This window comes from Rubrivirga sp. (genome assembly GCF_965213695.1).
Taxonomy (GTDB): Bacteria; Bacteroidota; Rhodothermia; order Rhodothermales; family Rubricoccaceae; genus Rubrivirga.
This window is the reverse complement of sequence record NZ_OZ243912.1, coordinates 2,466,184-2,489,134: the sequence shown is the minus strand read 5'-3', so window position 1 is coordinate 2,489,134 and position 22,951 is coordinate 2,466,184. Positions and strand designations below refer to the sequence as shown.

Genomic DNA, 22,951 nt, shown 5'->3' with positions numbered 1-22,951 from the left:
GCGGGTTGCAGCGCCAAACTCGCGGGCGACGAACCCTGACCGCGCAGCGACGGCGCGGCCAATCCACGAACCCTGGACCCTACTCCGCCTGCGACTGGCGGCGCGTCTCCGCGAACGCCTCCGACGGGCGCCACTGGGGCCGGAGGTCGCTCGCGGCGAGCGCGTAGCCGAGCCGGAACGCCACGCGCGTCTGTTGGAGGATCCCGCCGAACGAGAGGTCGTCGGTGAGCTCGTCGCCGGGCTGGTGGTAGCGGTCGGCCCGGTAGGCGTCGCGGACGGCCTGGCCGTAGCCGGCCTCGCGGCCCCGATACCGGTCGCCCGTGTTGATGAACACGGCCGGGACGCCGCCGCGCGCGAACGCGAGCTGGTCGGACCGGAAGAACAGGCCCTGGTTCGGCGCCGCGTCGGCCGAGACCGTCATCCCCTCGGCCGCCGCCGCCGTCTCCAACAGCCCGCGCAGGTCGCTCCGCTCGGACCCGATCCCGACGATGTCGTCGGTCTCGCCGAACAGGTTGCCGCTGTCCACGTTGACGTTGGCGACGATCTGGCCGAGCGGGACCGGCGGGTGGGCCGCGAAGTAGGCCGAGCCCAGGAGCCCCGCCTCCTCGGCCGTGAACGTGACGAAGTAGACCGTCCGCTCGAGGTCGCCGGCTTGGGCGAAGGCGTCGGCGATCTCGATCATCATGGCGACGCCGGAGGCGTTGTCGATGGCCCCGTTGTAGATCCCGTCCTGGCCCGCGGCCACCAACTCGTCGTTCGTGCCGAGGTGGTCGTGGTGGGCCCCGAAGACGACGGCCTCGGCCGAGCGGCCCGGCCGCTTGGCCACCACGTTCTGCCCAACCAGGTCCGCCGACTGCTCGACCTGCATCGACACGTCGGCGACGACGGGCAGCTCGACGGGGCGGAACCCGCGCCGGCCGGCCATCTCGATCCACGCATCGAGCGACGACCCCGACATCTCGGCCAGCGCCTCGCCCGCGCGCCGGCTGATCCACCCGCGGACCGCGAGCGCGCCGTCGGGCGGCTCGGCCCCACTCGGATGCGCCCCGAAGGCGTCGTCGGCCACGACGCCGAACGGGTAGCCGGCCATCTCGTCGGTGTGGACGAGCAGGACGCCGCGCGCGCCGCGCCGCCGGGCCTCCTCGTACTTGTAGGTCCACCGGCCGTTGTACGTCAGCGTGTCGGCCTGGAAGAGGGTGGGCTCCTCGGCCGTCGCCGGCGGGTCGTTGACGAACGCGACCAGCACCTTGCCGGCCACGTCCGTGTCGCCGAAGTCGTCCCAGTCGTAGCCCTCCGCCGTGATGCCGTAGCCGACGAACACCAGGTCGGCCCCGTCCAGCGACACGCTCGCGGCGTCGGTGTCGGTCGAGAGCGCGGCGTCCTCGACGAAGTCGAACGACGCCGGCTCACCGACGTCGGGCCGGAACGTCAGCGGCGTCGCCTCGGTCACGCGGACGCTCCGGAGCGGGACGTTCTGGGTGAACGACCCGTCGGGCATCCCGCCCACCAGCCCGCTCGCGCGGAACTGCGCGACGATGTAGTCGACCGCAAGCTGCTCGCCGGGCGTCCCGGTCCCGCGCCCGCCCATCGCGTCGTCGGCGAGGGCGGCGACGTGCGCCCGGAGCGCGACCGTGTCGATGGCCGCGAGCGCGGCCGGGGGCGGATCGGGCGCCGCGCTGGCGTCGAACGCGACGACCTCGGCCGGCGCCGTGTCGGTGTCGCCGCACGCGGCGAGGGTGAGGAGGGGAACGAGGAGGAAGAGCCGGGGCATCGGGTGGCAGGGCGGGGGAGGCCGCAAGTCTACGCCACCGCGCGAGGGACGGCCCCGCTGAGGGCGGCTCGGGGAGCCATGTGGAAACGGGCAGGGTCGTCTCCGCGGGCTTGTAGAGGCCGCTCTCGCACTCGACCTCTCACCCCCACCCGTCGGTCCAGCGAAGGCGCAGGGCCGTCGAGTTCTCAGTGCGCATCCAAACTGCAACACAAACCAATCGTCATCCCCGCGAAGGCGCTGACAAGGGGAGGCTTTCACCGTTCGGCTCCTCCCTCTCATGCCGTCATTCCCGCGGAGGCGGGAATCCATCCGGCGCTCCGTCTCGGCGAGCGGCCCCCTATGGATCCCCGCCTGCGCGGGGATGACGGGGGCGGGCGTCGGGAAACGGCGTCCCCCTGTCAGGCTCCCGGGGGACACGGAAGAGCTCGTCGCCAGAGGAGAGACGAGTCCGCGCCCGTCAGCCCGGCGGCACCAGCGCGAGGGTCCACCGGGTCTCGCCGGGCAGGAACGGGCTCGGGCGGCCCTCGGCCCAGTCGTCGTGGCCGGCGCCCCAGTAGGGCGAGAGCGGGTGGCCGGCCTGGCCGCCCGGCATGTGGAAGATCCCGCGCTCCTCGTGGCCCGGCGACACCACCATCCGCTGGGACGCCCCGGACGACCGGCCCGAGACGCGCGGCATCCGCTGGTCGCCGGCCTGCGGGCGCATCGGCATCACGAGCTTGTCGCCCAGGCCCGGGAGGACGGAGGCCATCGGGTGCTCCATCCGCAGCGTGTTGGTGACCGCCCACGGCGTGCTCACGTCGTCGCGAGCCACGGCGTCGGCGGCGTCGAGGAGCAAGGCGTCCCACGAAGCGTGCCCGGCCGGGAGCAGGTGGGGCGGACGCTCAGCGACGAGCTGCCAGACCACCGTCTCGTCGCGGCCGGGCAACTCGGCCCGGGGCTCGCGCGCGACGACCGGCGCCATCAGCGGCGGGAGCACGCGCTCGACCACCGCGGACCGGAAGTCGCGGACGAGTCGGTAGCCGAGGTCGTCGGCGTGGCCGCTCCAGTCTCGGACGGGCGGGCCGAGCGCGCGGGCGGCCTCCGTGTCGGGCGCGCCGTCGAGTGTGTTGAGGAGGAGGTCGCGCCAGCGGGCGTAGAACAGGGCGCGGTCGTCGAGCTGGATCGCGAGCAGGTCGCGCTCCGAGATCGGCGCGTCGAGCGCCCGGAGCGCGTCGCGGATCTGACGGGCGCGGGCGCCGTGGGCGTAGTTGTCGCCGCCGAGCACCGCCAGCGCCTCTCCGGAGACGACGCGCGCGTTCGCCGTCCACAGCCGCCCGTCCTCCGGGTCGACCACGCGCGGGACCTCGTCGGGGCGGAGGAACCGTGACCACCGGGCGTCGGGGTCGGTCGAGTCGACGGGCCGCTTGCCGTCCCGACCGACGCGGTGGGGGAGCTGGCCGGCAATCGTCCACCCGATCCGGCCGGCCCGGTCGCCGGCTACGAAGTTCTGGCCCGGGATGCCGGCCCGGTTGGCGGCGTCGAGCGCCTGGTCCAGCGTCGTCGCCCTCTCGACATCGAGGAGCGCGAGGTTGGTCGCCTCGGGCCGGTGGGCGCCCCACTGCATCGCGTAGGCCGCTCCGTCGGCGTCGCGGTGCGTGATCGGCCCCCACGGCGTCTCTAGCACGACGACCTCTCGGACCTCGTCGCCCACGGCCACCCGCTCGCGCAGCGTGTCGATGGCGACGCTCCCCGAGTCGGTCCGCACCCAGCCCTGCCGGTCGGGGTCCTCCACCAGGCGGACGTAGTCGATGTAGTCGGCGTACGAGTTGGTGAAGCCCCACGCCACGTCCCCGTTGCTCCCGACGACGACGAGCGGCGTGCCGGGCAGCGTCACGCCCGTGACGCGGCGGTCGCCGACGACGAGCGAGGCGCGGAACCAGATGTGGGGGAGCCGCAGGCCGAGGTGCATGTCGTCGGCGACGAGGGCGCTGCCGGTGGCGCTGAGGTCGCCGGCCACGGCCCAGTTGTTCGAGCCGGGGACCGGCGGGTCCGGCACCGCGCGCGTCTCGGCCCCAGGGCGGACGCCGTCGAGCTGGGCGGCCGTGGGGACGGGCGGCGGCTCCATCGCGTCGCCCTCGATGGGTGCGTCCCACTCGTCGCCCTCGGGCATCAGGAACGCCGCGAGCGGGCCGGGCAGGGCGGCCTCGACGGCGGTCCGGTCGAGCTCGATCCCGTGGCCGCCGTCGAACTGCAAGTCGAGGACCATCGCGAACGCGGCCAGGATCGAGTCCTCGGGCCGCCACGGCTCGGGCGCCTGGCGGAGTGCGAGGTACTCGAACGGCCGCGCGCCGAGCGCGTCGAGCCCGGCGTTCACCCCGCCGACGTAGGCGTCGAGGACGGCCCGCTGGTCGGCCGGGAGCGCCGCGACGACGGCTCGGGCGCGGGCCCGGAACCGGTGCAGCCGGTGCGTCGAGTCGGCGCGCCAGGTGGCCGCGCCGAGGAGGGCCGAGAGCTCGCCGGCCGGCGCTCGGCGGAGCAGGTCCATCTGGAACCACCGCTCCTGGGCGTGGACGAACCCGAGCGCCCGGGCGGCGTCGGCGCGGGAGCCGGCGCGGATCGTCAGCACGCCGGCCGCGTCGCGCTCGACGGCGACGGGCGCGCCAAGGCCGGCCACGGCCACTTCGCCCTCGAGGTCGGGCAGGCTCGCCCGCACCGTGCTCCACACGCCGACCGCCCCCAGGCCGACGAGCAGGACGGTGGCGACGGCGACGACGATGAGGACTCGTTTCATGTCGGGGATCGGCAGGCGCGGCGGTCAGGGACCGGATGGTACGGACGCGCGTAGCACGGGCTCATCATCGCCCGCCCGCCCGATGGCCAACTCCAACGTGTACCACGTCGTCCCGCGCGAGGAGCGCTGGGGCGTCCGCCTCGAAGGCTCGCCGACGTTGTCGTTCGAGACCGACGACCGCGAGGCCGCCGTCGACCGGGCGGCGGGCTACGTCCGCCAGCTCGGGGCCGGCCGGGTCGTGGTCCACAGCGACTCGGGCCAGATCGAGACGGTCCACACGTTCGACCAGCTGCCGGCGCCGCAGGGCGGTTGGCTCGACGCGGTCCTGTCGCAGCCGGTCTACCTCGCCGTCGGCGCCGCCGCCCTCGTCGCGCTCGGGGTCGGGCTCAGCCGCCGGAGCTAGGGCGGTTCGTCGGCCACGCGAGCGCGGGCGACCTCCCCCTCGTGGGCCGTTTGACGCGCCCATCGCGAGGGTCGCCTGGGGCGCCCACCCTCCGTCCTCTACCCTCCGCTCTCCGCCCCGCTCAGGGTCCCGTCCCGCCGGCGCGACTACGAGACCGCTTGCGGATGCCCTAGGTCCGCGCGCCGAGGGCGTCGAGCAGGGCGGACCACGCGGGCTTGGGGGCCCCGCCCGGGTCGATCAGGCCGAGAGAGCAGAGGTAGTCCGCGAGCCGCGCGGCCACGTCGGCCGGGAGGTCGTCGAGCTCGTCGCCGAACAGGGCCTCGCGGACGGCCCGGCAGGTGGGCGCGTCGAGGTCCTGGAACGTGAACACGGACGCGAACCGGACCCGGGGCGTCGCCCGGACCTCGGCGAACAGGCGCTCGACGCAGGCCCGCTGCCACGCCTCCGAGGCGCCCATCGAGGGCGCGCTTGGGCACGTCAGCTCCTGGATGAGGATCGGCCCGTCGCCGTACGCCTCGGCCACCTCGCGGAAGTCGGCCCGGATCGCGCCCGGGTCGAGCACGGTGAGGTCGGGCCGGACGGGCGCGTGGTTGAACGGGACGACGTCGGCCACGGCCCGGAGCGCGCGGAACGTCGCGGTCCGGCGGCGGACCGCCCCGTTCGTGAGCGTGACGCCGACGGCCAGGCGGGGCTCGACGGCGTGGACCCGCTCGCGAGCGGCCTCGACGAACCGGACGTACGCCTCGCGCTCCCCGCTGAGGCGGGGCCGGCTGTCGGCGCCGTCGTCGTCGAGCCGGACGTCGACCTCGTTCCCGACGCCGAGGACGAACCCGCCGTGCGCCACCACGACCGGCGCCACGGCGTCGAGGATCCGCCCGAACCGATCAGTCACGGCCGGGTCGTCGAGGGCCACCCCGTCGGCGAGCCCGCCGGCCCCGTCGGACAGGTCGGCTGGGAGGTTGTAGTCCCCGATGTCGCCGACGGTCACGTTGACGAACGGGGTGAGCCCCAGACGGCGGAGGACCCCGAGCGTCGCGGTGAGCTCGGCGACGTGGGCCTGCCCGGGTTCGGCTTCGAGGTCGGACCAGTCGACGTAGACCGTGAATCCGTCGAGCCCGCGAGCGATGGCCCGGTCCAGCAGCTCGCGCTCGGCGGCGCCCTGCGCCGAGACGTCGGCGCTGCCGTAGAACGTGGTCCCGACGGTGAGGCCGGGCGCGAGGAGCGGGAGCCCGGTCGCCTCCGTCTCCGGCGGGGCCGGGTCCGCCGACGAGCACCCGGCGAGGACGAGCGCGAGGGCGAGGAGGCGGGCGAGGACGAGGAGGCGGGCAGTCATCGGTCGGAGGGGCATCCGTGCCTTGGCCCCACGGCCCCCGCGAGCGCGGGGTTACACCGCCGGGCCGCCGCCTACTCGTCCGGGCTCAGCCTCGGCATCTGCTGGCGCCGCTCGGTCTCCTGCTGCTCGACCTGGCGCTGGACGTCGTCGTCGGCCCAGCCCCGGGTGATGAGGACCGTCGCGAGCACCGACAGCGTCAGGATCAGGCCGACCATCACGGCGACGAACGTGCGGGTCTGGCGGCGGGTGAGCGGCATCGGGGTGACGGCGAGAGGGCGACAGGGGGACGGGTCAAGAGGGGGGCGGTTTCCCGATGGACTGGGCTTCTTCTCGGCCTCCACGCGGAGGGGTCCGCTATTGACATGCCGGCGAACGTTTCTCACCTTCGTTCTGCACCTCCTGGCATCGACATGATCGTGTCTCGTCCGCTCGCGCTCGCGGCCCTCCTCGTCCTCTCGGCCTGCGACGCGACCCCGGTCGAGGACGTCGCGGACTTCACGTTCGAGGCCACGGTCCAGACGTCCGAAGAGACGCGCGTCCTGAAAGGGACGGCCGGCCTGGACGACCGTACAGGGGAGGCCGTCGTGACGTCGAGCGAGGGGCTCACGATCACCGGCCTCCTCCTCGTTGCCGACGACGCCCCGGATACGATCCGCCTCGTAAGCCTGACGCGGGGCCCCCTCACGCCCGGCGTCTACGACGTCTCGTTGATCGCAACGCCCGCGGGACAGGGCGGCGAGACCGGGCCGTTCCTCGTGCTGTACGACGTGGACGGCGTCGTCGACCCGAACGGCATCGTCACAAACGAGGGCTTCGGCCAGAGCGGCGAGGTGGAGATCTTCGACGTCTCGGACGGACAGATCACGGGCCGCTTCGACGCCACGCTCCTGGGCGGCCCCGCCGGTCCGGGCACCACGACGGAGGTCGAGGGGACGTTCACCGTCGAGGTCCAAACGACCCCGGTCCCCTAGCCCGCCCCCCACCGGCGGACGAGCGCGTGGGCGTAGGCGAGGGCCCGCTCGAGGTTCTGGACCGTGTTCCACTCGAACCGGCTGTGGAAGTCGTGGCCGCCCGTGAACACGTTCGGTGTCGGCAGGCCCTTCTCGCTGAGCCGCGCGCCGTCGGTCCCGCCGCGAACGGGCTCGAGCTCGGGCTCGAATCCCATCGCCCGCGCGGCCTCGACGGCGACCGAGATCGCGCGGGGGTCGACGTCCTCGATGTAGGCCCGCATGTTCCGGTAGCTCTCGGTGATCGCCAGGGCGACGGTCGCCCCGGGGAACGCCCCGTCCACCTCGTCGGCCAGCTCGCGGACGCGGCGGCGCCGAGCCTCCATCGCGTCGTCGTCGAAGTCGCGGAGCAGGACGCGGACCGTCGCGCGCTCGGCCGTGCCCTCGACGGTGTGCGGGTGGAGGTAGCCCTCCCGCCCCTCGGTCGTCTCCGGCGCCGGGTCGGTCATCGCGGCGACGAACGCGACGGCGACGCGCGCGGCGTTGACCAGCACGCCCTTGGCGTAGCCCGGGTGGACTCCGACGCCCTCGACCGTCAGCACGGCCTCGGCCGCGTTGAACGTCTCGACGTTGAGCCGGTCGGTCCCGCTCCCGTCGAGCGTGTAGGCGACGTCGGCGTCGAACCGGGCGAGGTCGAGCTTGTCGGTCCCCCGGCCGATCTCCTCGTCGGGCGTGAACAGCAGCCGGAGCGTCGGGCGCAGCGCGGGCCGCTCGCCCCGGGCGACGGCGTCGGCCTCGGCGCGGACGAGGTCGTGGGCGAGCTGCATCGCGACGGCCACGCCGGCCTTGTCGTCGGACCCGAGGAGCGTCGTCCCGTCGCTCGTAACCAGGTCGTGGTCAATGTGCTCGGCGAGCGCCGGCTGGCGGTCGGCGTCGAGCACCAGGTCGGGGTCGCCGGGAAAGCGGACCGGGCCGCCGTCGTAGCGTTCGTGGACGTGGGGGCGGACGTCCCGGCCCGGCGCGTCCGGCGACGTGTCGAGGTGGGCGACGAGCCCGAGCACGGGGAGCGCCGACGCCTCGGACAGGGGAGAGGGGAGCGTCGCGAACACGTAGCCCCACTCGTCCTGCTCGGCCTCGACGCCGAGCGCCGTCAGCTCGTCGACCAGCATCCGGCCCAGGTCGCGCTGGCGGTCGGTCGAGGGGAACGTGTCGGAGGCGGGGTCGGAGGTGGTCCAGACCTCGGCGTAGCGGCAGAACCGCTCGGCGACGGGCGGGAGCGCGACCTCGCGCCAGGGGCGGGGGGACGTCATCGGGGCAGGGGGGAGGGAGTGACTTGCGGCGGACGGACGCGCGAGGGATCGTTGCGGCTCCCCCCGCCCGACCATGTCGCAGATCCCGCTCGCGGGGCGCCCGCTCGCCCTGGCCCTCGCCGCCCTCTCCCTCGCCGCCTGTGACACGACCGGGGTCGACGGCGACGCCTTCGTCTACGCCACGCCCGGGACCGACGCCGCCGTTGACCTCGTCCAGGACGCGCAAGGGCGGATCGTCGTCGTTGGCTCGGTCGAGGGCCGGCCGCGCCCGGCCGACGGCACGCTGGCGTTCCCGGCGGTCCTGCGGTTCGACCTCGACGGCGCGCTGGCGTCGGCCGAGGTGTACCGCGACCTCGGGTTCGGAGCCGTGGTCGGCGCGGCGACCACCGACGGCGGGCTCGTGGTGTCGGTCGCGTCTGGGCCCGACGAGCCGGGCGGCTCCGCCCTCCGCGTGCTCCGGACCGACGAGCGGGGCGCGCGCGGGCCGACGGTCCTCGACGTCGCGGGCGGCTACGCCCCGCCGAGGTCGGTCGTCCCGCTGCCCGACGGCGGGCTCGTCGTCGCCATCGACCCCGGCGTGGCCGACCGCCCCCAGCTCTACCGGTTCGACGCCGACGGCGCCCAGCGGTGGGCCGTCCGCGTCGAGGGCGTCCAGGGGCTGACGGCCGTCGCGCCCGCCCCCGACGGCGGCGTCTACGTGATCGGGTGGGGGGCCGAGGGCGGGGTCCTGGCCCGGATCCGCCCGGACGACGGGACCGCGGTGTGGCGCCGGGCGGCGGCGTCGGAGTGGACGCCCTCGGCGCTCGCGGCGACGGCGGATGGCGTGGCCGTCGCCGAGGCGCGGAGCCGGTCCGGCCAGGGCTCGGCCGTCCGCGTCGTCCGCTACGGCGCGGCCGACGGCGCCGAGCGTGGGGCGGTCGAGGTCGCCCGGTCGGCCGGCGCGTACGGGGACGGCAACAGAGAGCGGCCGGTGAGCTCGGGCCCGGTCGCGGCGCTGCCCGACGGCCGGCTGGCGGTCGGGTGGATGCGGGTGTCAGGCGGGCTCGAATCGCCGCCCGACGCCTTCGTGTCGGTCGTGGGCGAGGCGGTCGGGCCGGTGTGGCGGTTCGGGCGGGAGGGCCGGTGGCCGGCGCTCAACGCGCTCACGGTCCTGGCCGACGGCCGGGTCGCGGCGGCCGGCGCCCTCGGTCCCGCGCGTGTGACCGGCTACGGCGGCGACGACTTCGACGTGTGGGTCGCGCTCTACGACCCGGGGTGAGCCGCGCGAGCGGGCCCGGCCGTGCTGGGTCGTCGCGAGGCCGTCCGGCAACCCACGCTAGCTTGCGCCCATGCCGACGCCCGACACCGCCCCCGCCCGCCGCGCCGAGACCGACGCCGACCTCCGCCGCGTCATCCTCGACCACGCCCGCCACCTCCTGACCGCCGACGGCTACGACGCCCTCTCGATGCGCAAGATCGCCGGGTCCGTCGGGTGCAGCGCGACGAGCATCTACCTCCACTTCGACAACAAGGACGCGCTGACGCACGCGCTGATCTCCGAAGGGATGGACCGGCTCCACGACGCGCTCGTGGCCGCCTCCGACGGCGTCGACGCGCCGGCCGCCCGGCTCGACGCGCTGTCCCGAGCCTACGTCCGGTTCGGGCTCGACAACCCCGAGTACTACGAGGTCATGTTCCAGCTCCACCCCGAGCGGATGGCCCGGTACCCGGCCGAGGACTACCGCCGCGCGCGCCGGAACGTCGAGCGGTTCGGGGAGACGCTCGATGCCGGCTTGGCCGACGGGACGCTGGCGTCGCCGAACCCGCCCGACGTGGCCGCGGCCGTCCTGTGGACCGCGCTCCACGGCCTCGTCTCGCTCCACCTCGCCCGGCGTGTCGACGTCCGGCTGGCGGGCGACGAGTTCGTCGACGCGGCCGTCCGGCAGTCGCTGGCCCCGTTCATGGCGGACTGAGAGGCGCCGGTTTGCCGGGGCCAGGGCTGGGGCAATCCCGGAACATTCTCAGCCCCTTAACGATCTTCTCGGTTCCTGGAAGCCCTTCCCGCCCCACGGCTCACACTCCCACCCATGGCCCTGCAGATCCACACCGCCCCCGCCGACACCAAGGGACAGGTCGTCCTCGACAAGACGCTCCCGATGCTGCTGGAAGAGGCCGTCGAGCGGTACCCGAACCCCAAGGCGTTCAACCAGCCCCGGCCCGGCGGCGGGTGGGACACGATGTCGAACGGCGACTTCCGCGACGCGGCCGACGAGGTCGCGCTGGGCCTGCTCGCGAGCGGGATCGAGCGGGGCGACCACATCGCCTTCTTCATGGACAGCGACATGTACTTCTCGATGGCCGACTTCGGGTCGCTCATCGCGGGCATCGTCAACGTCCCGCTCTACACGACCTACGCGCCGGAGAACCTGGTCTACGTGACCCAGCACAGCGAGTCCAAGGCGATGTTCGTGTCGAACACCGAGATGCTCGCGGGCTTCGCCGGGTGGGCGGCCGACGTGCCCGACGTCACGCTCGTGATCTTGGCCGAGGGGACCGGCGACGGCGTCGACCTGCCGGAGGGCGTCCGGCTGATGACGCTCGACGCGCTCCGGGGCGCCGGCCGCCGCGTCCGCACCGAGGCGCCGAACCGGCCCGACGAGCTCCGCGACATGATCGAGCCGACCGACCTCGCGACGCTCATCTATACCTCGGGCACGACGGGCCAGCCCAAGGGCGTCATGCTGTCGCACCGGAACGTGTCGTCAAACGCGATCAGCGCCTACTCCGGGATCTCCATCCTGGGCCACCAGGAGGAGGTCGCGCTCACGTTCCTCCCGATGACCCACATCTACGCCCGGATGCTCTCGTTCGCCGACGTCGCGTGGGGACACCAGGTCTACTACTCGAACCCGGACGCGCTCGTCGGTCACCTCGCCGAGGTCCGCCCGACCATCTTCGCGACGGTCCCCCGTGTGCTCGAGAAGGTGTTCGACAAGGTGCTCCTGGGGGTCCAGGAGGCCGAGGGGGCTAAAAAGGCCATCGGGTCGTGGGCGATGGAGATGGCCCAGAACTACGACCTCCAGCGCCCGCCGTCCGGGCTGGCCGGCCTCAAGCACGGGGTCGCCGACAAGCTCGTCTACTCGAAGCTCCGCGAGAAGCTCGGGCTGACCCGGCCCAAGGCCGTCTCGGTCGGCGGCGCCGCGCTCCGGCCCGACCTCGCCAACGCCTTCAGCGCGTTCGGCGTCCCCGTCCTCCAGGGCTACGGGCTGACCGAGACGAGCCCGGTCATCACGAACAACATCCCCGGGGCCAACCGGGCCGGGACCGTCGGCCGGCCCATCGCGGGCGTCGAGGTGGCCATCGCCGAGGACGGCGAGATCCTGACGCGGGGGCCCCACGTCATGATGGGCTATTTCAAGGCCGACGACAAGACGGCCGAGGTCATCGACGACGACGGGTGGTTCCACACCGGCGACATCGGCGAGTTCACGCCGGACGGGTTCCTCAAGATCACCGACCGCAAGAAGGCCCTCTTCAAGCTCTCGACGGGCAAGTACGTCATCCCGCAGCCCATCGAGAACGCGCTCACGGAGAGCCCGCTCATCGAGCAGGCCGTCGTGGTGGGCAACAGCCAGAAGTTCTGCACGGCCCTCATCTTCCCCAACATGGAGGCGCTCCCGGTGTGGGCGAAGAACCACGGCGTGACGGCCCAGGGCGAGGCGCTGCTCAAGGAGCCCGCCGTCCAGGCCGAGTTCGAGCGGCTCGTCGCCGAGGCGAACGAGGGGATGGACCACTGGAGCCAGGTCCAGCGCTTCCGCCTGGTGCCCGAGCTGATGACGGTCGAGAACGAGCTGCTGACCCCAACCATGAAGGTGAAGCGCGGCGCGGTCAACAAGGCCTACACCGACTCCATCGACACGATGTACACGGCGTCGGTGGACAAGGGGAAGCACGTGGCCGCCGTCGCGTAGGACGCGGGGCGACGCCGGCCGGGCCGTCATCGTCCCCCCGCGGCCCCGCAGGCGGGACGGACACGAGCGGGGAGCGGTTCGCCAGCGGACCTCCTCGCGAGCGGGCCGCTGGCGACCGTCCGCGGCGTCGCCGGCCCCGGAACGGCGGCGACCGCTCGGCATCCAACCCGGACCGCGCTCGGCTCCGCCGGCGGATCGCCCGGCGGCGCGAACCTCGGCGGCTTAACGGTGTTAACCTCTCGCACTCGACCCCGCGACCATGGACGCCCCCGCCACGACTCCCGACCACGCCGGCGACGGCGCGACCGCCGGGACCGTGCCCGCCGCGCTGTCCGCCCTGGCGGAGAAGGGCGTCGACCTCGACCGGCTGGCGGCGGCGTTTGGCCAGATGGACGAGGCGACCATCGCCGCCTCGATGAAGGGACTCGAGCGGGCCGGCCGGCCCCGCGATGAAAAACCGCCGCCCGAGCCCAACGGCGACTTTTACGACATCGACGGCCTGATCTCGGACGCCCAGCGCCAGAAGATGGCCGAGCTCCGCCAGTTCATGGAGGCCGAGGTCGAGCCGGTCATCAACGAGGCCTGGCTCGGCGACCGGACGCCCCGCGACGTGCTCGTCCCCGGCTTCCGCCGGCTCGACCTGCTGACGGCCATCTACGGCGAGGACTTGGAGACGCGCGAGCCCAACGGCTCCGTGATGGAGGGGCTCCTGACGATGGAGATCGCCCGGATCGACGTGAGCACGGCGACGTTCTTCGGCGTCCACTCCGGGCTGGCGATGCAGTCGATCCTGGTCTGCGGCAGCGACGAGCAGAAGGCCGAGTGGCTGCCCAAGATGCGGGCCTGGGACGTCATCGGCGCGTTCGGCCTGACCGAGCCCGAGGTCGGCAGCGCGATTGCGGGCGGCGTCACCACGACGGCCCGCCGCGAGGGCGACGAGTGGGTGCTGAACGGCCAGAAAAAGTGGATCGGCAACGCGATCTTCGCCGACCTCGTCGTGATCTGGGCTCGGGACGAGGGCGACGGCCAGGTCAAGGGCTTCATCGTCCGCCCGGAGACCAACCCCGGCTACTCGGTCGAGAAGATCCGCGGCAAGATCGCGCTCCGCGCCGTCGAGAACGGGCTCATCACGCTCGAAGACTGCCGCGTCCCCGAGACCGACCGGCTCCAAAAAGCGAACGACTTCCGCGACGTGGCCGAGGTCCTGAAGCTGACTCGAGCGGGCGTCGCGTGGCAGGCCGTCGGCTGCGCGATGGGCGCGTACGAGAAGAGCCAGCGCTACGCCCTGACGCGGATGCAGTTCGGCCAGCCCATCGCTCACTTCCAGTTGATCCAGGACAAGCTGGTCCACATGCTGGGCAGCGTGACGGCGATGCAGACGATGTGCCTGCGCCTGAGCCAGCTCCAGGACGCTGGCGAGATGACGGACGCCCAGGCCTCGCTCGCCAAGGTGTTCACGGCCGCTCGGTGCCGCGAGGTCGTGGCGCTGGCGCGCGACCTCCACGGCGGCAACGGCATCCTGATCGAGAACCACGTCGCCCGGGCCTTCGCCGACACCGAGGCCATCTACTCCTACGAGGGTACCAACGAGATCAACTCGCTCATCGTCGGCCGGCACGTCACCGGCATCGGTGCCTTCGTCTAGCCTTTCGCCGCCCCCCCGTACCGCCGTTGCGTGTTCGTACCGCCGTTGCATGCAACGGCGCTACCGAGCACCCCGCTTTCTACGACCTCCGACCCTTCCCGACCCCGAACCCTCCGATGGAAACCCCGACCCTGCAAACCCACGGCTCCGACGCCCAGACCGCCGAGACGCCCGCGTGGGCGCTCAAGCCGTTCCGCACGGCCGCCGTGCTCGGCGCCGGCGTCATGGGCAGCCAGATCGCCGCCCACCTCGCGAACGCCGGCCTGGACGTGCTCCTGCTCGACGTGACGCCCGAGTCCATCGGGAAGGAGGGGGGCAAGAACGATCTGGTCGAGGGCGCCTTCAAGGCGGCGACCAAGATGAAGCCCGACCCGTTCTTCTCGGCCGACGCCCAGAAACGGATCACGCTCGGCAACTTCGACGACGACTTCGACAAGATCGGCGACGCCGACTGGGTCATCGAGGTGGTCGTCGAGAGGATGGACGTCAAGCAGCAGGTCATGGAGCGGGTCGAGGCCGCCGCCAGCGACACGGCCGTCATCTCGACGAATACGTCGGGCCTGCCCATCGGCGAGATCGCGGAGGGGCGGTCGGACGATTTTAAGCGCCGCTTTTTGGGGACCCACTTTTTCAACCCGCCGCGCTACCTCAAGCTGTTCGAGGTGATCCCAACGCCGGACACCGACCCGGACGTCGTCGCCCGCGTCTCGGCGTTCGCCCGCGTCCACCTCGGCAAAGGGATCGTGGTGGCCAAGGACACGCCGAACTTTATCGGCAACCGGATCGGGACGTACGCCATGCTCGGTGCCGTCGAGCAGTTCGAGTCGGGGGACTTCTCCATCGAGGAGATCGACGCGCTGACGGGCACGCTCATCGGCCACGCCAAGAGCGCCACCTTCCGCACAGCCGATGTCGTGGGGCTCGACACGTTGCGTCACGTCACGGCCAACCTCTATGAGGCCATCCCGGACGACGAGTCGCGTGACCGCTTCCAGGTCCCGAACGTGCTCCAACGGCTGGTCGATCTGAAGCGCCTCGGGGCCAAGTCGAAGGCCGGGTTCTACAAGAAGGAGGGCAAGACGATCAAGTCGTTCGACCCGGAGACCGGCGAGTACGTCGACCCGAAGGAGGTCGGCTTCGACGTCGGCGCGTTAAAGAAGGCCGGCGACCTGCCGGCGCGCCTCCGGGCGCTGTGGGCCGACGACGGCCGGGCGGGCCAGTTTTTCCGTGACACCACGCTCGACCTCATCGGCTACACGGCCCGGCGGACGCCCGAGATCTCGGACTCGCCCGCCAACGTCGACCGCGCGCTCCAGTGGGGGTTCGGCTGGGAGATGGGGCCGTACGAGATGTGGGACGTGCTCGGCATCAACGCCGTCCGCGACGCGCTCCAGGAGAACAACATCGCCGTGCCCGACTGGGTCGCCGACGTGCCGGCCGAGGGCTTTTACCGCGAGACGGAGTCCGGCGTCCCCCAGGTCTGGACGCCCGGCACCGGCGACTACCAGAGCGACCCGCGCCCAGCCGACGAGTGGGGTCTCGCGTACCTCAAGAAGGACGCCGCCAACACGTTGTGGCAGAACGACGACGCGGCCCTCATCGACGTCGGCGACGGTGTCGCCGTCTTCGAGTTCCGCTCGAAGTCGAACAGCCTAGGTCAGGAAGTCATCGCCGGGCTTCAGGAGGCCATCGCCAAGGTCGAGGACGACCGCGACCTCCGTGGCATGATCATCGGCAACGAGGGCTCGAACTTCTCCGTCGGCGCCAACCTGGGCGAGGTGGCGATGGCCGTGATGATGGGCCAGGTGAGCGACCTGGAGCCGTTCATCAAGGCGTTCCAGGACGCCGTCTTCAAGATCCGCTACGCGACCAAGCCGGTCGTCGTGGCCACGCACCAGCGCGTGCTCGGCGGCGGCTGCGAGATGACGATGGCGTGCCCGAACCCGGTGCTCGCGGCCGAGACCTACATCGGGCTCGTCGAGCTGGGCGTCGGCCTGATCCCGGCCGGCGGCGGCACGACGATGCTGACGGCGCGCGCGGCCGAGCTGGCGACGGACCCGGACCGGCCGAGCGAGGTCCAGCCGTTCCTCCGCCAGCACTTCGAGCAGATCGCGATGGCGAAAGTGGCCGAGAGCGCCCAGCAGGCGCGCGACATGCACCTCGTGAGTGAGGACGCCGTCATCGTGATGAACGACGCCCGGCGGTTCCACGTGGCCAAGCAGGAGGTGGTCCGGCTGAGCGAGCAGGGCTACCGGCCGCCGGCGGTCCGCTCCCACATCCCGGTGCTCGGCGCGCCGGGCCGGGCCCAGTTCGAGATCGCGCTCTACCAGTTCCGCGAGGGCGGCTACGTCTCCGAGTACGACCAGCACCTCGGCAGCCGCCTGGCGTGGGTCATGACCGGCGGCGACCTGACCGGCCCCGCCGAGGTCCACGAGGACTACCTCTTGGAGCTCGAGCGCGAGGTGTTCCTGTCGCTCTTGGGCGAGGAGAAGACGATGGCCCGCATCCAGAGCATCCTCACGACCAATAAGCCATTGCGAAACTAGGCGTTGAAGGTGGAACGTGCGGGGTGAAATGTTGATCTCGCACGTCTTCCCAACGTTCAACATTCAACACCGCACACCGCACACTCTTATGCAAATCAACGAAGCCTACATCGTCTCCTCCGTGCGCACGCCGGTGGGGAAAGCCAACAAAGGGTCTCTCCGCAACGTCCGCCCTGAGCACCTGGGCGCGGTCGCCGTGACCGGCGCCATCGAGCGCGTGCCCGGCCTGGAGCACGAGCGGATCGACGACCTGGTCCTGGGCTGCGCCTTCCCCGAAGGCCCTCAGGGCATGAACATGGCCCGGGCCATCGCCCAGAAGGCCCGGATGCCCGACTCCGTGCCGGGCGTGACCGTCAACCGGTTCTGCTCGTCCGGCGTCCAGACCATCGCCCAGGCCCACAACTCGGTCGCGATGGGTCAGGCCGACGTGATCGTGGCCGGCGGCGTCGAGTCGATGTCGTCGGTCCCGATGGGCGGGTTCTACTTCGCCCCCAACCCGAATCTGGCCGTCGACGACCCCGACTTCTATGCCTCCATGGGGATCACGGCCGAGAACGTGGCCGACCAGTTCGACGTGAGCCGGGAGGACCAGGACACCTTCGCCGTCGAGTCGCATCGGCGCGCGCTCGACGCCATCGAGAGCGGGCGCTTTGAAGCCGAGATCGTCCCGGTCCCGGTCGAGGAGGTCGTCTACGACGAGGAGAACCGGACGTCTGAGACCAAGACGTTCACGCACGACACCGACGAGGGGCCCCGGGCCGACACGTCGGAGGAAGCGCTGGCGGGGCTCCGCCCGGCGTTCAAAGTCGGCGGGAGCGTGACGGCCGGCAACTCGTCCCAGATGAACGACGGCGCCGCGGCGACCGTCATCGTGTCGAAGTCCGTCCTCGACGAGCTCGAGCTGGAGCCGCGCGCCCGGATGCTCGGGTTCGCCGTGGCCGGCGTGGCTCCGGAGATCATGGGGATCGGGCCGATGAAGTCGATCCCGAAGGTGCTCAAGCAGGTCGGCATGGACGTCTCCGACATCGACCTCATCGAGCTCAACGAGGCGTTCGCGAGCCAGTCGTTGGCGATCATCCGCGAGCTGGGGCTCGACAAAGACAAGGTCAACGTCAACGGCGGCGCGATCGCGCTGGGCCACCCGCTCGGCTGCACCGGCGCCAAGCTGACGGCGACGCTGCTCCACGAGATGGAGCGGCGCGGCTCGCGCTACGGCATCGTCACGATGTGCATCGGCGGCGGGATGGGTGCCTCGGCCGTCTTCGAGAACCTGATGCGGTAGGGTGTCGGGCGTGGAGCGTGGGACGGTCCTGCGCTCCACGTCTCGCTCGGCTGGTGGAGGGCCTCGGCGAGAGGCCCCGCCAGCATGGGTCGGCGGCTCCTATCCGTCGAGGAGGGGACCGAGGTCGGCTGCGACAGCCTCCACGACTCGGGAGGCGTCCGCGACGGCGTCATCGGCCTCGGCCGCGCTCACGTCAGGGAGATCGTCCGGGTAGCGGACGTCAGCGGCGTAATCGGAGAGACGTCCCAGATCGGCCTCGACCTTCCACACGCGCCATGCCACTGGAACGAGGTCGCGCAGTCTCGCCAGATCGTGGATGTAGGGGAAGCGGATCTGCTCCGAGATCAGTACAGCTTTGATCGCCTTCTCGGCAGCTTGTTGGGCATGAAACGCCACGTGTCGAGGAGGGGAGGAGGTGCCCAGTAGAGTGCGAGCCGTCTCCAGATCGTCCAGCGCATAGCGCATCCAGCGAGAGACCTCGCGCGCCAATAGGGGGATCAGTCGATCAGGGGGCATAGACGGTTCGACTCTCTCGCAACGCTTCGTGGAGAGTGGTCCCGATGATCCATCCGCGTTGCACGATTTCCAACGGGGACGTTACGAGAACGTCCACAGGCACGCCCAGGCCAGCCAACACACGCCGAGCGTGGACCCGCGCCGCACGCTTCTCAGACCGGTCGAGTGAGCCGAGCACCACGAGAAGGTCAAGATCCGAGTGCGGCCCAGCAGTGCCGCGCGCCACCGATCCGAACACGTCGATGCGGAGCGGGTCGAACGCACGCACAAGGCGGGCGACGGCCTCGGCGATGTCGGCCTCGGTCGGAGCGTGGGGAGCGTCGGGTGTGGGCTCCATGCGGAGAAAGTAGCCGCCGCCGAGCAGCAGCGCTACGCTGCTGCATGAGGTGGAGCGGCGCGGCTCGCGCTACGGCATCGTCACGATGTGCATCGGGGGCGGGATGGGCGCCTCGGCCGTCTTCGAGAACTTGATGCGGTAGTCCGGCTCTGCCTGCCTCCGCACGACGACCGGGGCGACCGCACGGCTCGACAAAAAAGCGGCCCCGCCCCTCGTATGAGAGGCGGGGCCGCTGCGTGCCGTCCCTGGCAGTCGCTACTGGGCGACGGAGAACGAGTACGTGGCCTCCTCGCCGGTCCCGACCGACCCGGTCCACGTCTCGATTACCTGCCCGCCTCGGCGGAGCGTCGCGGTAAAGGAGACCGGACCGGCCCCGCTGCACTGCTGGTAGTGGTCGACCGTGACGCCATAGGCGCCGGTCGGGGGCGTCCCCTGCCAGACGATGTTCTCGACGGTCGACGGCGTCGGGTCGCAGCCTGCGCGGGCGTCCACGTCGAGCAGGCCCCCGGAGGCGACCCTCGGGTTGTCGTACCCGACGCGGTCGCCGCTCGGGTCGGTCACGAAGAGGTCGAGGTCCGCGAGCTGGGTGTCCCACTCGAGCGTGACCTGGACGTCGCCCGTTTTGATCTCGGTCCCCCCGATGGTCATCGTCTCCGCGACGGGCGCCGTTTGGGCCCCGCCAGGCACGCGCCGGAGCTGCGCGCGGAGGCCGTTGCCGGCCCCGCAGACGTCAGCGAGGGTGACGACGACGCGGTTCGGAGCCCCCGGCATCAACGCCGCCGAGAGGCCGACCGTCTTGGTCTCCCGGAGCCCCACGACGCCGCCGGCGACGTTCACCCCGTTCGGGTTGGCGTCGTTGAAGACCGTGACGCGCGCCGCGTCGTCGACGCTGGCGAAGACGACCTCGTAGCCGTCGCCGGGACCGGGCGTGACGAGCGTCTGGAAGTAGGTGTAGTTGGCTTGCTGGCGGCAGGGGAGCCCGCCGGGGCCGCCCCAGGTGACGGAGAGGTCGGTGGACGCGCTCGACCACCCGCCGTCGGTCGGGGCGGGGATCTGGGCCCCGCTCAGGAACCCGTCGTTGTCCCCGTTGGCGACGGTGCGGCCGAAGCGGTGCCGGTCGGCGGGCCCCTCGTGGACCTGCCAGCTCGACGCCGACGGCTCGTTCCCTCCCGAGAGGTCGCCATCGCTCGACCAGAGCACGCCGCGGCCGTCGGAGACGAGCTGGAGCGCGCCGCGCGGCGAGATCGTGAGCCGCGCGCTCGGGTCCGGGTTGGCCGTGAGCGCGGACCACAGGTAGGCCCCGTCGGGGGCGTAGACGGCGAAATTGCCGTCGGCCTGCATCACGGCGCGGCCGGTCCGGCGGTAGTCGACGTTGACCGATTGGAGCGCCCAGGTCGGCTGGCCGGACGCCGTGTAGACGACGACGTTGCCGTCGCCTTGGAACACGAGGTAGGCGCCCGAGGCGGACGTGTAGCGCTGGTCGCGGACGAGGGCGTGCTCGCCGGTGAGCGGGAGCGAGCCCTGGGCGAGGGTGGGGGCGGCGATGAGCGCCGCGAGGGCGACCGCGGCGAGTGTGTGGGACCGGAGCATGGGCATCGAGAACGTGTCGATGGCGCGCGGGGCGCCAGGTGGTTGAGAGTGCGCGCGAGCCGCGCAAGAGTGCGTACCTGCCTAGCGGGATCCGACGGCGCGGACTGCCACGCCGCCGAACAAAATCCGCGGCCGTGCCCGCGGCGCCGTGGCTCTCGTCACGGCGCGTACCCCTCGCACGAGAGCGCTGCGCGGGACGTGAAGAGGTCCCCCAGGAGCGCCACCTCGGGTGCGTCCATCTCCGTGACCGGCGAGCCGAACCACGACTGGACTCCCTGGGGGAACTGCTCGGTGGGGTCCCCCCGGTACGCCGGCCTCAGGCGGGTCTCCATCAGGTCGTACCTCATGTCGATGGAGTGGGCCATCTCGTGGATGACCTGGTCGAACGAGCGGTACGAGTCGTCCCCCGTGGGGACCCGGCGGGCACGGAAGTCGTCGTTCCGCGTCGCCACGCCCTCCTTGCAGATCATCTGCTCGCTGATCCAGAGGTAGTCCCTCGACGCTCCTCCGCGGAGCGTCGCCCGGCTCATCGGCGCGTAGCCGTCGGACCACATCTCGCCGACGACGGGCAGGGCGGCGAGGCCGCGCTCCGACTCTCCATTCGTGACGTAGACGCGGAAGCCGTCGAACGTGCTCCGCGGGAAGGCCGGCTTCAGGCGGCTGAACAGCTCGGCGTAGACGTTGGCGACCGCGTTCATCGCCGAGTCCGTGACCCTCGGGGTGCCCATGATCTTGATCTGGGGAGCGGCCATCTGGACGCACTTCGCCCACCCCGTCTCGACCTCGCACGGGCTCGTGTCGGCAGGCGTCGCCGCGACCCGGATGGGCGGCGTGAGGATGCCGGTGCTGGACCACAGGATGCCGCGCGAGGGCGAGACGAGCTGGAGTACGCCGGTGGGCGTGAGCTCGAGCCGCGAGGCCGGGTCGGGGTTCGCGTCGAGCGCCTTCCAGACGGGCCTCCCGTCGGCGCCGAGGGCGACGAAGTTGCCGTCGGCCAGCATCCGGACGCTCTTGACCCGGCGGTAATCCAGCCCTGGAACGTCGTTGTGGAAGCTCCACGTGTTCCGTCCGTTCGGCAACGCGACGTAGAGGTTGCCGATGTTCTGGAGCTTGAGGACGTGGTTCCCCGACGGCGACGTGAACTCCCGCTCCTCCGGGATGGCCTGCCCTGCCGTGAACGGGAAGCCGGTCCCGACGACGGCGTCTGGGATGAGCGCGCCGTCGCTGGACCACAGCACGCCGCGGGTCGGGGAGGCCAGCTGGAGCGCGCCGCGGGAGCTCAGCTCCAGGCGAGCGGCCGGGTCGGGATTTGCCGCGAGGGCCCGCCAGACGACCCGGCCGTTGGCGTCGGTCGCCACGAAGTTGCCGTCGGCCTGGACCCCCACCCCGGCGACCTGCCGGAAGTTGAGACCGGCGAGCCGGTCGAAGCCCCACACGTACCCGCCGTCGCTCGTGGTCACGACGAGGTTGCCGATGTCCTGGAAGACGAGGCGGTGGCTGCCCGACGGCGAGTCGACCGTCGCGCCTTTCTCCAGGGACTGCCCGGCGGTGAACGGGAAGCCCGAGGCCACGACGACGTCCGGCTCCGGGGGAGCGGGCGGCTCAACGGGCGGCGCGGGCTCGACGCGCGGCGCGGGCTCGACGGGCGGAGCCGGCTCAACCGGCGGAGCCGGGGACGAGAGGTTGCCGTCGCTCGACCAGAGCACGCCACGGCCTGGGGAGACGATCCGGAGCGCACCGCTGGGCGACAGGACCAGCCGGGCGGCCGGGTCGGGGTTCTCGGTCAGCGCCGACCAGACGTACCCGCCGTTGGCATCGTAGGCGGCGAGGTTGCCGTCGGCCTGCATGTCGACCCGGCCGACCTGGCTGAACCGGTCGGTGACCGTGTTGAGGCCCCACACGAACCGGTCTCCCGAGGTGTACACGGCGAGGTTGCCGTCGGGCTGGAAGGTGAGGTAGTGGCCCCCGGACTCGGAGGCGTACCGCCGGCCGCGCTCCAGGCTTTGCCCGGTGGCGAGCGGGAGGCGTCCCCGCGTCCCGCCAGCGGTGGGGGGCCGCCCGCCGAGGAGCTCGGCGTCGGGCGTCGACCGGGCCACGACCCTGATCGAGGACACCGTGTTGTTCCCCAGGTCCGACACCGCCGCCTCCGCGGCCCGCGTGCCAGGGCGCTGGGGGACCATGAACGTGCGCGGGGCCTCCAGGACCTCGCAGCGTCCGCCGAAGTTGGCCTCCGTGCAGGCGAGCGCTTTGGCCGCGCCGCCGATGGCGATCGAGCCCGTCTTGTCGTCGAAGGAGCCCAAGGTCGGGTACTCCCCAATCGCCAGCACGACGCAGTCCGTCGTCGTTCTCGACTCGACGCCCCCGGCCGAGTCGAACAGCATCACCTCGTTGAACGGCCCGCTCCGGTTGGACCACTCGCAGGCCTGTCGCACGGTCTGCGCGGAAGGGGCGTCGACCACGACGAGGGAGACCAGGACGAGGAGGACCGTTCGTGCGAAGCGGGGCACGGCGGGTTGCGAGAAGGGCTTCGATAGGTTCATGGCGTCGCTCG

The 22,951-nt window shown here is 72.1% G+C and carries 17 protein-coding genes and 1 pseudogene; 9 read left to right on the top strand and 9 right to left on the bottom strand.

The window, feature by feature from the left end:
* Positions 1-79: 79 nt before the first annotated feature.
* Entirely contained in the window at positions 80-1,771 is a 1,692-nt protein-coding gene (locus ACOOHE_RS10980) for a M28 family peptidase (protein WP_420454124.1), read from the bottom strand.
* A gap of 457 nt (positions 1,772-2,228) precedes the next feature.
* Positions 2,229-4,541, bottom strand: a complete 2,313-nt coding sequence (locus tag ACOOHE_RS10975; protein WP_420454123.1) for a penicillin acylase family protein — start codon at positions 4,539-4,541, stop codon at positions 2,229-2,231.
* A gap of 82 nt (positions 4,542-4,623) precedes the next feature.
* On the opposite strand from ACOOHE_RS10975, the gene ACOOHE_RS10970 reads away from it, so the two are divergent.
* Positions 4,624-4,944 carry a DUF2188 domain-containing protein gene (locus tag ACOOHE_RS10970; RefSeq protein WP_420454122.1) on the top strand — a complete coding sequence of 107 codons (321 nt, stop codon included), beginning with the start codon at positions 4,624-4,626 and terminating at the stop codon, positions 4,942-4,944.
* A gap of 169 nt (positions 4,945-5,113) precedes the next feature.
* On the opposite strand, the gene ACOOHE_RS10965 is transcribed toward ACOOHE_RS10970, so the two are convergent.
* Complete coding sequence (locus ACOOHE_RS10965) at positions 5,114-6,277, bottom strand: hypothetical protein (protein WP_420454121.1); 1,164 nt, start codon at positions 6,275-6,277, stop codon at positions 5,114-5,116.
* A 71-nt stretch (positions 6,278-6,348) separates the two neighbouring features.
* Positions 6,349-6,534: a hypothetical protein gene (locus tag ACOOHE_RS10960; RefSeq protein ID WP_420454120.1), complete on the bottom strand. Its 186-nt coding sequence runs from the start codon at positions 6,532-6,534 to the stop codon at positions 6,349-6,351.
* A gap of 153 nt (positions 6,535-6,687) precedes the next feature.
* Between ACOOHE_RS10960 and ACOOHE_RS10955 the strand changes: the two genes are divergently transcribed.
* Positions 6,688-7,248 carry a hypothetical protein gene (locus ACOOHE_RS10955; protein ID WP_420454119.1) on the top strand — a complete coding sequence of 187 codons (561 nt, stop codon included), beginning with the start codon at positions 6,688-6,690 and terminating at the stop codon, positions 7,246-7,248.
* Here the strand turns inward: ACOOHE_RS10955 and pepT are convergent.
* On the bottom strand, positions 7,245-8,534 hold the full coding sequence (gene pepT, locus ACOOHE_RS10950; protein WP_420454118.1) for a peptidase T: 1,290 nt from the start codon (positions 8,532-8,534) through the stop codon (positions 7,245-7,247). The two genes, ACOOHE_RS10955 and pepT, sit on opposite strands and share 4 nt — an antisense overlap.
* 73 nt (positions 8,535-8,607) lie before the next feature.
* On the opposite strand from pepT, the gene ACOOHE_RS10945 reads away from it, so the two are divergent.
* From ACOOHE_RS10945 to ACOOHE_RS10920, 6 genes are all read left to right on the top strand, one after another.
* A complete protein-coding gene (locus ACOOHE_RS10945) occupies positions 8,608-9,792 on the top strand; it encodes a hypothetical protein (RefSeq protein ID WP_420454117.1) in 1,185 nt (394 codons plus the stop codon).
* A gap of 70 nt (positions 9,793-9,862) precedes the next feature.
* Positions 9,863-10,486, top strand: coding sequence for a TetR/AcrR family transcriptional regulator (locus tag ACOOHE_RS10940; RefSeq protein WP_420454116.1), 624 nt, complete (start codon positions 9,863-9,865; stop codon positions 10,484-10,486).
* Between the two features lie 114 nt (positions 10,487-10,600).
* Entirely contained in the window at positions 10,601-12,484 is a 1,884-nt protein-coding gene (locus tag ACOOHE_RS10935; RefSeq protein WP_420454115.1) for an AMP-dependent synthetase/ligase, read from the top strand.
* 259 nt (positions 12,485-12,743) lie between these two features.
* Entirely contained in the window at positions 12,744-14,129 is a 1,386-nt protein-coding gene (locus tag ACOOHE_RS10930; protein WP_420454114.1) for an acyl-CoA dehydrogenase family protein, read from the top strand.
* Between the two features lie 116 nt (positions 14,130-14,245).
* A complete protein-coding gene (locus tag ACOOHE_RS10925) occupies positions 14,246-16,675 on the top strand; it encodes a 3-hydroxyacyl-CoA dehydrogenase NAD-binding domain-containing protein (RefSeq protein WP_420454113.1) in 2,430 nt (809 codons plus the stop codon).
* 94 nt (positions 16,676-16,769) lie between these two features.
* The gene (locus ACOOHE_RS10920; protein WP_420457620.1) at positions 16,770-17,957 is read left to right on the top strand and encodes a thiolase family protein; all 1,188 of its coding nucleotides are present in this window, start codon (positions 16,770-16,772) and stop codon (positions 17,955-17,957) included.
* Between the two features lie 99 nt (positions 17,958-18,056).
* Here ACOOHE_RS10920 and ACOOHE_RS10915 read toward each other — a convergent pair whose 3' ends face one another.
* Together ACOOHE_RS10915 and ACOOHE_RS10910 are read right to left on the bottom strand one after the other, a co-directional pair.
* Positions 18,057-18,422: a HEPN domain-containing protein gene (locus ACOOHE_RS10915; RefSeq protein WP_420457619.1), complete on the bottom strand. Its 366-nt coding sequence runs from the start codon at positions 18,420-18,422 to the stop codon at positions 18,057-18,059.
* Positions 18,423-18,462: 40 nt separating this feature from the next.
* A complete protein-coding gene (locus ACOOHE_RS10910; protein ID WP_420454112.1) occupies positions 18,463-18,810 on the bottom strand; it encodes a nucleotidyltransferase domain-containing protein in 348 nt (115 codons plus the stop codon).
* Between the two features lie 28 nt (positions 18,811-18,838).
* Here ACOOHE_RS10910 and ACOOHE_RS10905 point away from each other — a divergent pair.
* Positions 18,839-18,952: pseudogene (locus tag ACOOHE_RS10905) on the top strand (hypothetical protein); the annotation flags it as partial.
* Between the two features lie 113 nt (positions 18,953-19,065).
* Here the strand turns inward: ACOOHE_RS10905 and ACOOHE_RS10900 are convergent.
* The gene (locus tag ACOOHE_RS10900) at positions 19,066-20,400 is read right to left on the bottom strand and encodes a hypothetical protein (RefSeq protein ID WP_420454111.1); all 1,335 of its coding nucleotides are present in this window, start codon (positions 20,398-20,400) and stop codon (positions 19,066-19,068) included.
* 158 nt (positions 20,401-20,558) lie between these two features.
* A complete protein-coding gene (locus ACOOHE_RS10895) occupies positions 20,559-22,907 on the bottom strand; it encodes a hypothetical protein (RefSeq protein ID WP_420454110.1) in 2,349 nt (782 codons plus the stop codon).
* Between the last annotated feature and the right edge of the window lie 44 nt (positions 22,908-22,951).

Bases quoted from the DNA above. Each gene is read 5' to 3' on its own strand.
- ACOOHE_RS10980 (WP_420454124.1), bottom strand. From the start codon at position 1,771: ATGCCCCGGCTCTTCCTCCTCGTTCCCCTCCTCACCCTCGCCGCGTGC.
- ACOOHE_RS10935 (WP_420454115.1), top strand. From the start codon at position 10,601: ATGGCCCTGCAGATCCACACCGCCCCCGCCGACACCAAGGGACAGGTC.
- ACOOHE_RS10915 (WP_420457619.1), bottom strand. From the start codon at position 18,422: ATGCGCTATGCGCTGGACGATCTGGAGACGGCTCGCACTCTACTGGGC.
- ACOOHE_RS10910 (WP_420454112.1), bottom strand. From the start codon at position 18,810: ATGGAGCCCACACCCGACGCTCCCCACGCTCCGACCGAGGCCGACATC.
- ACOOHE_RS10970 (WP_420454122.1), top strand. From the start codon at position 4,624: ATGGCCAACTCCAACGTGTACCACGTCGTCCCGCGCGAGGAGCGCTGG.
- ACOOHE_RS10900 (WP_420454111.1), bottom strand. From the start codon at position 20,400: ATGCTCCGGTCCCACACACTCGCCGCGGTCGCCCTCGCGGCGCTCATC.
- ACOOHE_RS10925 (WP_420454113.1), top strand. From the start codon at position 14,246: ATGGAAACCCCGACCCTGCAAACCCACGGCTCCGACGCCCAGACCGCC.
- pepT (WP_420454118.1), bottom strand. From the start codon at position 8,534: ATGACGTCCCCCCGCCCCTGGCGCGAGGTCGCGCTCCCGCCCGTCGCC.
- ACOOHE_RS10955 (WP_420454119.1), top strand. From the start codon at position 6,688: ATGATCGTGTCTCGTCCGCTCGCGCTCGCGGCCCTCCTCGTCCTCTCG.
- ACOOHE_RS10930 (WP_420454114.1), top strand. From the start codon at position 12,744: ATGGACGCCCCCGCCACGACTCCCGACCACGCCGGCGACGGCGCGACC.
- ACOOHE_RS10975 (WP_420454123.1), bottom strand. From the start codon at position 4,541: ATGAAACGAGTCCTCATCGTCGTCGCCGTCGCCACCGTCCTGCTCGTC.
- ACOOHE_RS10965 (WP_420454121.1), bottom strand. From the start codon at position 6,277: ATGACTGCCCGCCTCCTCGTCCTCGCCCGCCTCCTCGCCCTCGCGCTC.
- ACOOHE_RS10945 (WP_420454117.1), top strand. From the start codon at position 8,608: ATGTCGCAGATCCCGCTCGCGGGGCGCCCGCTCGCCCTGGCCCTCGCC.
- ACOOHE_RS10940 (WP_420454116.1), top strand. From the start codon at position 9,863: ATGCCGACGCCCGACACCGCCCCCGCCCGCCGCGCCGAGACCGACGCC.
- ACOOHE_RS10960 (WP_420454120.1), bottom strand. From the start codon at position 6,534: ATGCCGCTCACCCGCCGCCAGACCCGCACGTTCGTCGCCGTGATGGTC.